This is a genomic window from Ruegeria sp. HKCCD7255, assembly GCF_013031565.1.
GTDB lineage: Bacteria > Pseudomonadota > Alphaproteobacteria > Rhodobacterales > Rhodobacteraceae > Ruegeria.
Window position 1 is genome coordinate 215,173 of the sequence record NZ_WQAG01000005.1, and the last position, 13,412, is coordinate 228,584.

Genomic DNA, 13,412 nt, shown 5'->3' on the forward strand with positions numbered 1-13,412 from the left:
TTAACTCCTTTCCTTTACTCAAACCAGCGCGTCCGGGCATGCCCCGGGCAAATGGTTTGGCGCGCCTGCGCTTGGCGCGATTGGGAAAGGGATTTCTATGAACAAGGCAATCACCGACGGCATCGTGTTCATGCCACCTGCTTTTGCAAATGGCCTGGGGGTGTGGTCCAGCGGCGACGGGACGCCGGGTACACCGACCTATGACGGATCGGGTAGCGGGGCGTTCGTGCCCTCTGATGCGGATTTCGCCGGGTGCCTGGAAATCTTCAAAACCAACCCGACCCAGCAGCTGCGATATATGGGACAGACGCCATTGCAGCCTGGCTGCTATTTGCAGATTAAGGCGCGGGTCAAAGCGATCAGTGGCCCGCTGCCGCAGGTCCCGATAGCGGGTTGGGCTGGGGCCGCCGGGGATGTCAACGTTGCAGGAGTTGTGCAGCAGGGGCCGGCCACGCAGCTCAGCGGTTATGGGACGGTGCATGAGATCACGGCAATCGTTGGTACCGGCTACCGTGCGGGTGTGGATATGCCCTGGGGGCCCACCGCGATTTATGGGCATTTTGGCATCGATATCGAAGGTACAAATGGCGCGGTTGTGCGGGTGGATGATATTGAGATCACCGATGCAACCAGCGTATTCCTGCGCGACATGATCGGTATCGTCGATGTGCGCGATTTCGGTGCTATTGGCGACGGTGTTGCAGATGATGCCGCCGCGTTCGAGGCCGCGGATCAGGCGGCGAATGGCCGGAAGGTCTATGTGCCCGAAGGTGTTTATTTCCTGGGGCAGGACGTCAGCCTGAATTCCGAGGCGGTGTTCGATGGCACTGTGACCATGGCGCCTGAGACAATGTTGCTGCTGACAAAGAGCTTTGATCTGCCCACCTATATCTCGGCCTTCGGGGACGAGACGCTGGCGTTCAAAAAGGCGTTTCAGGCGCTGTTGAACAACTCCGACCATGACTCGTTGGATTTAGGCGGGCGCAAGATTTCGGTGAGCGAACCCATTGATATGCAGGCCGCTGTCCCCAACCGCGACAGCTATGCCACACGTCGGGTCATTCGTAACGGGCAGTTCGACGTTAAAAGCAGTTCCGCCTGGGATACCGATGTCTACACTTCGGTCGCGACCTATTCGACAAGTGATCCCTCGCACTTGTCCAACGTGGCCAATGTGGCGAATATTCCAGTGGGATCACTGGTCACCGGCAGCGGTGTAGGGCGCGAGATCTATGTGCGGGACAAGAATGTTGGCGCGGCTCAGATCACGCTGAGCGCCCCCATCTACAACGCGGCTGGGACCCAAACCTTTACGTTCACAGATTTCAAGTACCTGTTGGATTTCAGCGGCTTCAGCATGGTGCAGAAGTTCAACATGGAAAGCATCGAGTTCCAGTGTAACAGCCGATGCAGCGCGATCCGTCTCGCGCCGACGGGTAATACCTTTGCTTTGAAAGACTGCTTTGTCAGCCGTCCCATGGATCGCGGCATCACCTCGATCGGTTCGGGGTGCCAGGGTATGCTGATCGACGGGTGCCAGTTTCTGTCCAGCGAAGAAGGCGAGGACGTTGCGGACAGAACTTCGATTGCGGTCAATTCCAATGGCAACGACGTGAAGCTGCGCCACAACCGGGCCAATCGATTCCACCATTTCGCCGTGCTGGGCGGCAGCAATAACCTTGTTCTGGGCAACCACTTCTTTCAAGGCGATTCAGTACCAAATGGCGTTCGCAACGCGGGGCTCGTGTTGATCGGTGCTTATAACAGCTCATCCGTCGCAGAGAACTATGTCGACAATTGCTTCATCCAATGGACAAACGAACGTGATGCCAATCCAAACTTTAGTTCGAGCTTTTCGTTCAGTGCGTTGAGTATTACGGACAATGTCTTTTATTGCAGCGATGTAGCGCCATGGTTCAGATATATCGTCGTGCGACCTTATGGTTCAGGACATTTCCTGAACGGGTTGACCGTTACCGGGAATACTTTCAGGTCAAACGCAGGCAGTATCTCTCGGGTTGATAGCGTCGATACGACATTCGCCAATCTAAACAAAGACCGCTATGCGAACGTTACTTTTGATAACAACACATTCCATGGGATTACTACTTTTTGTGCGAACCCGCTGAGGATCAGACATGTTCAGAGCTCAAACGCCAAGGGGTGGACCATTGGTTCTGGCGGTCGGTTGCCTTTCGGGGGTAAAGCGCGAAGTTGTGACTCGGTTGTTTCATTGAGCCGCATGAGAAATAATTTGAATGCGGATACTTTCTATTCGCCATATGTGGAATTGGCGCAGGGATCTTCGGGAAACAACGTGAAATTACAGTGGCCCGAAGCAGTCCGCGGGACGGTCTCGGTAACCATGCGTGTCGAGCAATAGAGCAAGTTGAGGTTGGCCGCCTTACAGAAGCGGCCAGCCTTTCAGTAGGTTTGCCATAGAGCGAATTTCAGTCCTGGCCGATTTTGAACTGCGTTTGCTTCGATGCCAATAATCCAGGTCTGCTTCCCCGACTTTGGGCGGTACATCAGCGAAGGTCTCGCAGCCCAATAAAGAGGTTGCCCCGAAATATATGTGGTTTCGATCTGCAGGAGCGGGTCGAACCGACGTTTCGAAGACAGCCCGACGGTGAAATCCAGTTTACGGAACAGATCTAAAGGGTGTCGATATTCAAGCGCTGAATCGATTGCGATCCAACCGTTCCCAAAAGCTGAGTCAAAGCCTTTTCCGTAGGACAGCGTTGCTTTGTACAAGGCCCACGCGCGCAGCCCCTCATGGTGGGCGCCAACGCCGATCTCGCCAGCCAGACGGCCTTTTGCGTTGAAATCCGCCAGGGGAAAGCGGGCGAAAACCAGCGCGTGCCCGTAATAGTCGTGCCTCTCTTCTGCATCCAAACCTATGGTCAGTTTCGGCCGCAGACCCCATTCCGAGTAGAAACTGGTCTTGTAGGAGTAGATGCCGTGGTCTTCCTTAAATGCCGTAGCTGAAAACGCTGTAAATGCTGTTCCTTTCTCGCGCAGCCAGGCGCCTGACCAGGCGGGACCGCATAGCGCTAGACATACTAGTAGAAGAGACACAAAACGACACATTCGTGCAGCATCACCAAGCATGGTTAACGCATCGTTAGTAAAGGTTTCGATTTCGAGAAATTTCCATTGCGATGCGATATTTCCGTCGGAAACACATCGTTGTTTGCAAAGCTGTGCTAGGCTGAGATCAGCCAAGAGGAGGATCCAGATGCCCAAAATCTCAAAAGACGCCAGCTGTCAGACAGTGATCACAACCTTCGAGATGACGCCCGGCACCTGCCAGGATTTGCTCGAGGCGTTGACCGATGCTTATGCGTCCTTCATCTCGAAACAACCCGGTTTCATATCCGCTGGGCTGCATGTGAATGATGCCCAAACGCGGATCGCGAACTATTCCCAATGGGTCAATCGTGATGATTTCCTTGCGATGCTCAGGACACCCGAGATGCGCGAGCGGAACCGGAAGATCAACGAGCTGTGCAAAAGCTTTGAACCGGTCATGTACGATGTGGCCGAAACCTTTTGACTTTCTGACCTGAATCAAAGCTGAAATTCGGCAAAAGATGCATCGTGGCGGCGCAATGAAGGAGGCGCAGCCCATGTATCACAATATCCTCGTTCCGATTTCATTCGACGCCGAACGCGACACGTCAGGCCCTTTGAAACTGGCTCAGGTTCTGGCCACACCGGATGCGAAGGTCACGCTTTTGCATGTTGTCGAACATATACCTGACTATGCGATCACCTATGTGCCCTCGGAATATCTGACCGAAGCGCGCAAGGCGGTAAAGGTCGAACTGGACACGCTGGCGGCGCAGCTGCCGAATGCAAAAGGCGAAGTGGTTGAAGGGCATTCCGGGCGGACCATTCTGGACTGGGTCGAAGCCAACAAGCCCGACCTGATTATCATGGCCTCGCACCGGCCGGGTATGCAGGACCTCTTGCTTGGCTCAACTGCAGCGCATGTTGTCCGGCACGCGAAATGTGCGGTTCATGTAGTGCGCTGACACAGTCACTTAGACGCCAAGGCAGCGGTTTCGCAAGCTGTGCCATAGAGTTGCCACATCCGGGCTGTACCGGTTGGGTCATGACAGCGGCCCCGGAACCAAAGACATCACGAAAACTTGGGCGAGCCGCGAAACGGCGGCATGCCAAGGCGGAAAGGCTGCGCAAGAAGGCATTGTCGCCCTTGCGTATCCTTCTGATGATCGTGGCGCTTCCGCTGACCACGGCCATGCTTGTGTTGGCGATCTATCCACGCGCCACTAGTTTCGAACGACATGAGGCGATTATCCATCTGGTCGCCATGGCCGGATGCGACGCTGTTGCCGCTATTGGATTTGGGCATTTCCGCGAGGGTGAGCCCGGGTATCACAAGAAATATGATCCCGATGGCGACGGTGTCTCATGCCCGTCGGTCTTTCACGCTCAGGTTCCTCTGACCGCCGAAGCTCTGAAGCCGGTGAGCACACAAGCTCCAGCTCCCCGATCTGTTGGCAGCGCTAAATTCATCACCCCGGAGAACTAACGAGGGCTAGGCCTTCATCGCGTTCAGCAAGTCTAACAGGCCCCTGCGATCCGCATCATCGACATAATCTCCGGTCGCCAATCGTTCGGCGATGCGCAGGCGCAGACGCTCCTGTTGGGTGCGCACTTCTTCCCCGGCTGTTTCGGCCAGTGTCTTCATGATCACCGCCACCGCTTGCTTCCGCTTGGTGGTTGGGTTGGCGATGTAATCGACAAGGCTCTGCTGGCCGGAATCGAGGATGTTTTCGGCCAGCATGCGCAGTTGTTCACCATTTGGCAGCAGAGGCGCGGGAGCTCCCTCGGGCGGTAGAATTTCCGGTACGCTGCGCGGGGTTTCAGCCAGCGCGTTTGCGCCATCGACAAAGGCTTCGGTGATCATCCGTGTGATCTTGATGGCGCGCGGGTCTTTGAACAGGGCTGAGGCGATGGCCACGCCGTAATCCGTATAGACCCACGGATTAACCCTCCGCCCGCCGCGACCTTTCGGTTTTGAAATCACATTCTGTGATTGCAAATCGGCAACCTCAGCATCGGTCAGTTGAAAGCGATAGCCCTCGAACAGGTCCTTGTTGCGCGATACGGCCTGATTGAAGGCGCTGACGGACTTTCCGTAGAACTGCGCCAGATCCTCGGCCAAAACCACGCGGGTACCGCGCACCTTATGAATGGCGCTTTGGACCTCATGCGTGCTGGGCAGGGTGTTGGGGTTCGTCATGGCAGCGTTTGGAATCACAATTTGTGATGTCAACGTGGCGGAGAGGGCGCTGGGCTGCAACCTTGAAGTGTTGGTGTCCAAAATTGGTTGAGGCATAAGGTTGAAAAAACGCTGAATCTCTAAGTATCAATACGAGATTTAATACTGCCGTGCTAACTTTCACTAGGCGAAGCCGTTCCGGCAGCGCCCTAGGGCAATTTCGCCAGACGAGGGAGGAAAGTTATGTTTGCACGGATTACTCAATACAAAATGAAGCCTGGTTCGCGTGAGGCGGCGACGGCAAAAATGAATGAACTGAAATCCGAGATTATGGGCATGCCCGGGATACATAGTTTCACCAATGTTATGAACGAAGATGGCTCTGGCTATGTGATCTCTGTGGTCGAGAGCGAAGCAACATCGAATGCAAACGCGCCCAAAGTGGCCGAACTATGGGGCCATTTCGCCGAGTTCATGGAAGGCCCGCCGTCACCCGTCGGATTCGATGTGATTGCGCATTGGGATAAGGGGTAAATACGTGCCCGAGCGAAAAAAACTCGCTCGGGTCACAGCGTTTCTAGCGTCTGAGATTAGTTGCAAACGAATTGAAAGCGTTCGTCGAAATCTATCTGGATTCTAGGAATCTCAACTGACTTAGGACAGCTGAGCTCCCGCGCATTCGCGGAAAACCCTCACCGGTTCCGCAGCGCCGACCAGCGAGAATTCGGTCACCTGATCCTGCGTGAATGCGTAAGCTTTTTGGTTGTATTCCAACCCATCAAGCACGTTGCCGAAACCCGTATTCGTAACCGTCAAAGAGGTTGCGCCATCCGAAAGAACGTGGCGGGATGTAGCAATCTCGATCGGTGACGAGCCCTCGAAACGCATCGCGAACCATGGCGTCTGTGTCCAAACGGAGTTCGTTTGGGTCACGGTGATTGAATAAAGCGGTTTTGACGGATCGTAGGTGAGGAATATCGTCGACGCTTCGGACTGGTGTGAGAGGGTGCAAATTTGACCAACGGTTGCATCCCACGCGTAGGCGGGGGTGCTAAGGATCATTAATAACAGAACGGCTCGCATAACCTGAAACTAGCTACAGAATTCAGTTAGGCAAGGCGGCTGAATCAAATGACACCGAGCGCAGCATCTTTGAATTAAGCCGTTGTCAGTCTACCTCTTCCTCCGCTTCACATTCCCGCCCCGCTGCCCCGGTCGCCCCGCCGTTGACCGTCCGCGCGATTTCACAGCGTCCTCTGAGGCTTTCTCGACCGCCCATTGGCGCGCCATGGGGTCGTCGGCGACGGCCAGGTCGACCGCTTCGAGGCGTTTGATTTCATCGCGGATGTTGGCGGCCTCTTCGAATTCCAGGTTCTCGGCGGCTTTGCGCATTTGCTCGCGCAGGCCGTCCAGATGCGCTTCCAAATTCGCACCGTGCATCGGTTTGTCGATGGTCGCGGTGACGCGGTTCATGTCGACATCGCCTTCGTAAAGCCCGGCCAAAACGTCCTCGACATTCTTTTTGACCGTCTCAGGTGTGATGCCGTGTTCTTCGTTATAGGCGATCTGTTTGGCGCGGCGACGGTTGGTTTCTCCCAGCGCGCGCTCCATGCTGCCGGTGATCTTGTCAGCATACATGATCACCCGACCCTCGGCGTTGCGCGCGGCGCGGCCGATGGTCTGGATCAGTGAGGTCTCGGATCGCAGGAACCCCTCTTTATCCGCGTCGAGAATGGCGACCAAGCCGCATTCGGGGATATCGAGGCCCTCTCGCAGCAGGTTGATGCCGACCAGCACGTCAAACGCGCCCAAGCGCAGGTCACGCAGGATTTCGATGCGTTCGATCGTGTCGATATCGGAATGCATGTAGCGCACCTTGATGCCCTGTTCGTGCAGGTATTCGGTCAGATCCTCGGCCATCCGTTTGGTCAGAGTTGTGACCAGCGTGCGGAAACCATCGGCGGCCACTTTGCGGACCTCGTCCAGCAGGTCATCGACCTGCATGCTGACAGGGCGGATTTCGACCTCGGGGTCCAAAAGCCCGGTGGGGCGGATCACCTGTTCGGTGAAGACGCCGCCTGACTGGTCCAGCTCCCACGCAGCCGGGGTGGCCGAGACAAAGACGGATTGCGGGCGCATGGCGTCCCATTCCTCGAACTTCAGCGGGCGGTTGTCCATGCAGGAGGGCAGGCGGAACCCGTGTTCGGCCAGGGTGAATTTGCGGCGATGGTCGCCCCGGTACATGCCACCGATCTGCGGCACGCTGACATGGCTTTCATCGGCAAAGACAATGGCGTTGTCTGGTATGAACTCGAACAGGGTCGGGGGTGGCTCGCCCGGCGCGCGGCCGGTCAGATAGCGCGAATAGTTTTCGATCCCGTTGCAAACGCCGGTGGCCTCAAGCATCTCAAGGTCGAAATTGGTGCGCTGTTCAAGTCGCTGCGCTTCCAGCAGTTTGCCTTCGCCCACCAGTTGATCCAACCGGATCCGCAGTTCCTTTTTGATCCCGATGATCGCCTGCTGCATCGTGGGTTTGGGCGTCACGTAGTGGGAATTGGCATAGACACGGATATGCTCCATCGTGTCGGTCTTTTCCCCTGTCAGGGGGTCAAACTCGGTGATCTGTTCCAGTTCCTCACCAAAGAAAGACAGCTTCCAGGCGCGGTCCTCAAGGTGGGCAGGCCAGATTTCCAAGCTGTCCCCGCGTACCCGGAACGAGCCGCGCTGAAATGCCTGATCGTTGCGGCGGTATTGCTGGGCGACCAGATCGGCCATCACTTGCCGCTGGTCATAGTCTTTGCCCACCTTCAGGTCCTGCGTCATCGCCCCATAGGTTTCGACCGAGCCGATGCCGTAGATGCATGAGACCGAGGCTACGATGATCACATCGTCCCTCTCTAACAGAGCCCGTGTGGCCGAGTGGCGCATCCTGTCGATCTGTTCGTTGATTTGGGATTCTTTCTCGATATAGGTATCGCTGCGCGGCACATAGGCTTCGGGCTGGTAATAGTCATAATACGAGACGAAATACTCGACGGAATTGTCGGGGAAGAAGCCCTTGAACTCTCCGTATAGCTGCGCCGCCAGCGTCTTGTTGGGGGCTAGGATAATCGCCGGGCGCTGAGTCTCTTCGATCACCTTGGCCATGGTAAAGGTCTTGCCGGTACCCGTCGCCCCCAGCAGAACCTGATCGCGCTCGCCAGCCAGAACACCGCCCGCCAGTTCCTTGATCGCTGTCGGCTGATCACCCGCAGGGTTGAATTCGGTCTGCATGACGAACTGCTTGCCGCCTTCCAGTTTCAGGCGAGCACGCACGTCTTCGGCGGTCAGTTGGGTTTTGTCGGAATGGGCATAGGGCATGGTTGGGCTCCGAGTCAGGCCCTTACATTTGTTCTTATTTTGTCCGGCTGCAAGGGCGGATCGGGATTCAGGTCTGTTTCCGGGATCAGAGGCTGTGTGCATCAATGACTATCTTGGTCGATGTTTCAAAATTCTGCGCCCTTGATAGGCGCAGCTCATGACAGTTTTTGACATCAGCGCTCGTGACCAGTTGTGACAATTGACATCTTGTCCCGAGGCTTCCGCTGACGCATAAACGGGTCAGCCAAGTGAGTACGGAGAGGCGACATGCGCGCACGGATTTACCAGCCTTCGCGAAACGCGATGACCTCGGGGATGGCCAAGACCCGCAAGTGGGTTCTGGAATATGCCCCTGCATCCTCGCGCGAGGTGGATCCGCTGATGGGCTGGACCTCGTCCAACGATACGCAGACCCAGGTGCGCCTTAAATTCGAGACCAAAGAAGAAGCGCTGGATTACGCCAAAGACAATGGGATCGAGGTGCAGGTCAGCGAGCCGCATAAGCGCAAACCGAACCTGCGTCCGCGCGGGTATGGTGAGAATTTCGCAACGGACCGCCGCAACCCTTGGACGCACTAAGTGATCGACATTCGCGAAGCTGATCCGGGATCCGAGGATCTTCGCCCCATCATCCAGGCCCATCTGGCCCATAGCTGGGGCGCAACACCGCAGACATCCAATCACACCTTGGATGTAGAAGCTCTGCGCGAGCCGGGTATCCGCTTTTGGGCGCTTTATGAGGACAATACAGCTTTGGGGTGCGGCGCGTTGAAAACCCTGCCAGATGGAACGGCCGAGGTGAAATCCGTACATGTGATCGCAGCGGCGCGGGGGCGTGGGCTGGCTCGGGTCATGATGACACATTTGGCTGATCTCGCACGGGATGAGGGGCTGTCTGCCTTGGTGTTGGAAACCGGGGCGGCGCACCTGCCCGAATACGACGCTGCGCGTAAGCTGTATGAAGCCTTGGGATATTCCTATTGTGACCCGATCTATGGCTATGCCCTAGACCCAAACAGCGCCTTCATGCGCTTGGCTCTTGAACCCGGATCGTAAAAACCGCAAGAAGGGCGCAGCGGTCCCTTAGCTCAACTGGATAGAGCAGCTGACTTCTAATCAGCAGGTTGAGGGTTCGAGTCCTTCAGGGATCGCCATCAAAAACAGCGGGTTACAGTATTGTGTCGCGGGTTCTTGCTCGGGTGGTATCGCGGTAAGCCACAAATTGGCGAATTTTTCCGTTCGTCAAAAAAGTCAGCGCTATGTAATCCGCTTCACTGAACGCATGCGCAAACTCGTTCAAATTGGATGCAGTTAAAGAGTTAGCGCTCATGTTGTGTTGCGAGCGCGAGTTTTTTTCACTGTCCTCCCTGCCACTGGGGCGTACTCGATGCGAGTACGCCCTTTTCTCATTGGCGGAACGAGTGATGATGCGCATGTGCCACAGGTCAAGGTTCAATTCGTATCTCAACAACCGGGGAGGAATCGTTCAGTCAGCGGTTTGAGCGAATACACGCCGTATGCGCAGCAGCTTTCCGCTACGTTAGTTTTAGCTCACTTTGCGATACGTGCATGTTGATCTATTTCGGTCGCGAGGCATAGGCGAGGTTCGAAATGAAACTCACGGCAGTGGAAATAATTTGTATTACCTTAGCAAGCGTGGCGGCATTTGCCGGTTTCGCAGGAGCTGCGAGCGTTTTGATTTCCGTGTTTTAGGTATCGCATTCATCGAGTTGAGACAGCCAAAGACGGCGCTTTGTCTAAAGCGCTCTGCGCATCAGTGTGCCTGTTTCTATTTCTACGATCCGCTCGGTATCTGAGTGGAGAAGCGTTCTGCCGCGTAACAGAAAAATTCAATGTATAACCGCCTGAATTTAGACAAATTCCCGCCCGAAACGGTCAATATGCGCGGCTGAAATGCCACATAAGAAATGGACCGAACTCCAAATGAAATTCTCGCCACTTTTCCTCATTTTTCTACCGATTGCCGCCTTCGCGGAAGAGCGTGTTTTCGAGTGCGACGCACCAGATGCACAACATCCGGAAATGGCTGCACGATTGGTCAAATACGAAGGTGAGGACAAAGGCCACATCACTATTGGTGACATCGACAAGGACGTCGCGGTCTACCCGGGGTTGGACACGCTAACGGCGGTGCGCGCGAGGCGGCGTCCCATCTTCACCATCCGATTTTTCTGGTTATTCGATCCAACACTAGGTTCTGGTTTTTGACGTGCCTCTGTGCATCGGCCTCCAGCCCCATGCATCCGGCATACGGCCCACCCAGGGCGACGACATCGTTTACAGCGCTTGCCACTACGTTTGCTGGTGGCAGTGCATTGTAGGTGGGGATACTTCGACGGGGAAAACCTAAACTCGGTCAATTCGCGATCCAACGTGTTGTCTGCGCAAGTACACTACCATATCTCTGGGTGACCAATAAGTATGGTGTCAATAGAACCGACGCCGGTTGGAAAGTGAACAAATTTAGTGCGGAGTATTCACCGACCGAGGTAATTCGAGTGCAGATTGCGTTGGACAATAAATGGCGGCTTTGTCCGCATAGCGGTCATTGATGCACTACGCGGCAAAAGACTGCTTTGAGCCCAAAGTGACCGATGCTGCGCGTTGCACCAACGGCGGCTTTCTTGTCTTGACGAATTGATTTTGCAGGATCAGCGTCGTTTCGGAACGGACGGTTTCTTCAACACCAGGGATGCCAGACAGCGATGAAGACAGAACACACTGACATCCTCGTTATTGGCGGCGGTACAGCCGGATTCGGTGCTGCGATCGCTGCGGGTCGCGAAGGGCTTCAGGTCACTTTGCTGGAAGCGACCAGCAAGATCGGCGGCGTAATGGCGTTCTGCCCTGGTATGCCCTGGGGCGGTGCCTATCCGATGGATCAAATTATCGGCGGCATCATTGAGGAACTCACAGAGCGTCTTGCATCGATGATCCCGCCAGCCGCCGAGAAGCGGGCTTGCACGCTCGACAATTTCGGACCTGAAATCATATATGACCATGATGTGGCGACGCTCACGATGTTTGAGATGCTCGAAGAAGCGGGCGTGCGTATCAGGCTAGGTGCCATCGCGCTCGAACCCAAGATGCAAGGCACTAAAATTGCATCAGTCTCGTGCTGTGACCGACACGGGCCTTTTACAATTCAGCCGAAGATCGTGATCGATTGCTCGGGTGACGGCGACATCTCAGCCAAGGCTGGAGTGCCCTACGTTCTTGGCGATGCGTCCGGCAACATGATGGCGGTGACGATTTCTTTCTTCATGATTTGTGTGGACTGGGACCGCGCTTTCGCCGATCCGGACCCGTATTTCCAGAAATACGCAGCGATTGGTGTTGCAGATGGCAGGTTGCACAGCGATCTTATGAAGCTGTACCTCATGCGCGGCTTTCATGAGGGGACGGTCTTTTGTAATTCTGTCCACGTCCGTGGGGTAGACGGCACGGATCCTCTGGCCGTGAGTGCTGCCACCCAAGAGGGGCGCCGCAGGTGCCGCCAATTGGCTGCGTTCCTGCGTAGTGACGTCCCAGGCTTTGAGCGGGCCCATATGGCCATGCTTTCACCAACGGTTGGCGTGCGCGAGACGCGCAAATTACAAGGCATGTATCGCTTGACAGGAAAGGATTTGGCATCTGCGACCAAGTTCGAGGATGGGATTGTAGCCTGTGACAACCCTATCGATGATGTGATGCGTGCTGAGGGCGACATGACCCATCACGCCGCCATCCAATCCGGGCAGTACTATACAATTCCATTCCGGTCGCTGGTACCTGAAGAGATCACGAACCTCATGTTTGCGGGGCGGATCCTGTCAGCAGACGCGGTTGCATTCGCCTCCGTGCGTGGCATGCCGCAATGCATGGCGATGGGGCAAGCCACCGGGACAGCAGCGGCGATGGCCCTGGGATCAGGCATCGCAGTTCAGGCCGTCCCAACGAAGAATCTGGTTCGGCGCTTGTCTGCAAATGGCATCAACCGGTTAAGAGTGCTTGAACACGACGTGTCGTGACGGGTTGGCAGCCGATAATGGTAACTACGCAAATGCGGACGTTCGATCGTCGGATGTGAAGGGCAGCTCAGTTCGCAAAGGAGCCATTCTCTCTGCAATACATTAATGACTGCGATGCGGCACAAACCTGTCTTACAGTGTTTTACGCGAACGTTCGCTTTCCGCGCTTTGCGGAATCCGTTAACAAACCAACAGGACGGATAAACAGTCTCCTTTGCCCAACAAATGGTTGACCAATGATAACCTAAGCCGTCCGTTCAATCTTGGACGTAGAAGCATGCCTAGCGGCGCGCGCACGGTGCCGCTCATATAGTGCTCCCGATCATAGATCGAGCTTCAAGCTACCGGCTTGCCAAGTCGAAAACGTTTTCGTCCTGCTCACCAATCATTTGCTTCGGCTTTGCAATGCTAAAGCTCTCGACTTGATTCCGGCTGTCAAACACGTCCGCCCTGATCAAAGTATGGGTCTTTCGATCTCCGTCGATGGTCTTCTCCAAACGGACCAACAGACGGTATTTGCTGCCTTCCGCCATCAGGTCGGGGAAGATCTCGAACCCTTTGTAAGAGAGCGGGTCCGGCTTGGACTTCTCAACGCCGCCGAAGAGTTTTGAGTAGAGAGACAACGAGCGGCTCCTTTCAGCCGGCTCTAGTCGGCGACTAGTGCCACTAAATGCCGGGCTGAAGAGCATTTCACGGTCAATTCGTTGGTTGCCCGATGTGAAAGTACTCACTTTACAGGGTCAAAATGTCCCTATCAGCAGTGAAGAACC

Annotated in this window: 14 protein-coding genes and 1 tRNA gene; 10 read left to right on the plus strand and 5 right to left on the minus strand. The window is 55.4% G+C overall.

Annotation, left to right across the window (positions count from 1 at the left end; translation table 11 throughout):
* Nucleotides 1–97: 97 nt before the first annotated feature.
* The gene (locus tag GOX45_RS11790; RefSeq protein WP_171101113.1) at nucleotides 98–2,383 is read left to right on the plus strand and encodes a glycosyl hydrolase family 28-related protein; all 2,286 of its coding nucleotides are present in this window, start codon (nucleotides 98–100) and stop codon (nucleotides 2,381–2,383) included.
* A gap of 41 nt (nucleotides 2,384–2,424) precedes the next feature.
* Here GOX45_RS11790 and GOX45_RS11795 read toward each other — a convergent pair whose 3' ends face one another.
* Complete coding sequence (locus tag GOX45_RS11795; RefSeq protein ID WP_254446005.1) at nucleotides 2,425–3,225, minus strand: hypothetical protein; 801 nt, start codon at nucleotides 3,223–3,225, stop codon at nucleotides 2,425–2,427.
* Between the two features lie 13 nt (nucleotides 3,226–3,238).
* Between GOX45_RS11795 and GOX45_RS11800 the strand changes: the two genes are divergently transcribed.
* The 3 genes from GOX45_RS11800 to GOX45_RS11810 all read left to right on the plus strand — a co-directional run bounded on the left by GOX45_RS11800 (nucleotide 3,239) and on the right by GOX45_RS11810 (nucleotide 4,558).
* A complete protein-coding gene (locus GOX45_RS11800; RefSeq protein ID WP_171101114.1) occupies nucleotides 3,239–3,556 on the plus strand; it encodes an antibiotic biosynthesis monooxygenase in 318 nt (105 codons plus the stop codon).
* 73 nt (nucleotides 3,557–3,629) lie between these two features.
* On the plus strand, nucleotides 3,630–4,037 hold the full coding sequence (locus GOX45_RS11805; protein WP_171101116.1) for a universal stress protein: 408 nt from the start codon (nucleotides 3,630–3,632) through the stop codon (nucleotides 4,035–4,037).
* An 80-nt stretch (nucleotides 4,038–4,117) separates the two neighbouring features.
* On the plus strand, nucleotides 4,118–4,558 hold the full coding sequence (locus GOX45_RS11810) for an excalibur calcium-binding domain-containing protein (RefSeq protein WP_254446006.1): 441 nt from the start codon (nucleotides 4,118–4,120) through the stop codon (nucleotides 4,556–4,558).
* 6 nt (nucleotides 4,559–4,564) lie between these two features.
* Here the strand turns inward: GOX45_RS11810 and GOX45_RS11815 are convergent, their stop codons facing one another.
* On the minus strand, nucleotides 4,565–5,272 hold the full coding sequence (locus GOX45_RS11815; RefSeq protein WP_171101118.1) for an ORF6N domain-containing protein: 708 nt from the start codon (nucleotides 5,270–5,272) through the stop codon (nucleotides 4,565–4,567).
* 249 nt (nucleotides 5,273–5,521) lie between these two features.
* Between GOX45_RS11815 and GOX45_RS11820 the strand changes: the two genes are divergently transcribed.
* On the plus strand, nucleotides 5,522–5,785 hold the full coding sequence (locus GOX45_RS11820; protein WP_254446007.1) for a hypothetical protein: 264 nt from the start codon (nucleotides 5,522–5,524) through the stop codon (nucleotides 5,783–5,785).
* A 120-nt stretch (nucleotides 5,786–5,905) separates the two neighbouring features.
* On the opposite strand, the gene GOX45_RS11825 is transcribed toward GOX45_RS11820, so the two are convergent.
* Both GOX45_RS11825 and uvrB read right to left on the minus strand, forming a co-directional pair.
* Nucleotides 5,906–6,334: a hypothetical protein gene (locus tag GOX45_RS11825; protein ID WP_171101122.1), complete on the minus strand. Its 429-nt coding sequence runs from the start codon at nucleotides 6,332–6,334 to the stop codon at nucleotides 5,906–5,908.
* A 90-nt stretch (nucleotides 6,335–6,424) separates the two neighbouring features.
* A complete protein-coding gene (uvrB, locus tag GOX45_RS11830; protein ID WP_171101124.1) occupies nucleotides 6,425–8,611 on the minus strand; it encodes an excinuclease ABC subunit UvrB in 2,187 nt (728 codons plus the stop codon).
* A gap of 267 nt (nucleotides 8,612–8,878) precedes the next feature.
* Here uvrB and GOX45_RS11835 point away from each other — a divergent pair, with 267 nt between their 5' ends.
* From GOX45_RS11835 to GOX45_RS11855, 5 genes are all read left to right on the plus strand, one after another.
* The gene (locus tag GOX45_RS11835; RefSeq protein ID WP_171101126.1) at nucleotides 8,879–9,190 is read left to right on the plus strand and encodes an ETC complex I subunit; all 312 of its coding nucleotides are present in this window, start codon (nucleotides 8,879–8,881) and stop codon (nucleotides 9,188–9,190) included.
* A complete protein-coding gene (locus GOX45_RS11840; protein WP_171101128.1) occupies nucleotides 9,191–9,667 on the plus strand; it encodes a GNAT family N-acetyltransferase in 477 nt (158 codons plus the stop codon).
* 21 nt (nucleotides 9,668–9,688) lie between these two features.
* A tRNA-Arg gene (locus GOX45_RS11845) sits at nucleotides 9,689–9,765 on the plus strand.
* A 790-nt stretch (nucleotides 9,766–10,555) separates the two neighbouring features.
* On the plus strand, nucleotides 10,556–10,840 hold the full coding sequence (locus GOX45_RS11850) for a hypothetical protein (RefSeq protein ID WP_217350389.1): 285 nt from the start codon (nucleotides 10,556–10,558) through the stop codon (nucleotides 10,838–10,840).
* A 497-nt stretch (nucleotides 10,841–11,337) separates the two neighbouring features.
* Nucleotides 11,338–12,642: an FAD-dependent oxidoreductase gene (locus tag GOX45_RS11855; RefSeq protein WP_171101132.1), complete on the plus strand. Its 1,305-nt coding sequence runs from the start codon at nucleotides 11,338–11,340 to the stop codon at nucleotides 12,640–12,642.
* A 341-nt stretch (nucleotides 12,643–12,983) separates the two neighbouring features.
* Here GOX45_RS11855 and GOX45_RS11860 read toward each other — a convergent pair whose 3' ends face one another.
* Complete coding sequence (locus tag GOX45_RS11860; RefSeq protein ID WP_254446008.1) at nucleotides 12,984–13,331, minus strand: HlyU family transcriptional regulator; 348 nt, start codon at nucleotides 13,329–13,331, stop codon at nucleotides 12,984–12,986.
* Between the last annotated feature and the right edge of the window lie 81 nt (nucleotides 13,332–13,412).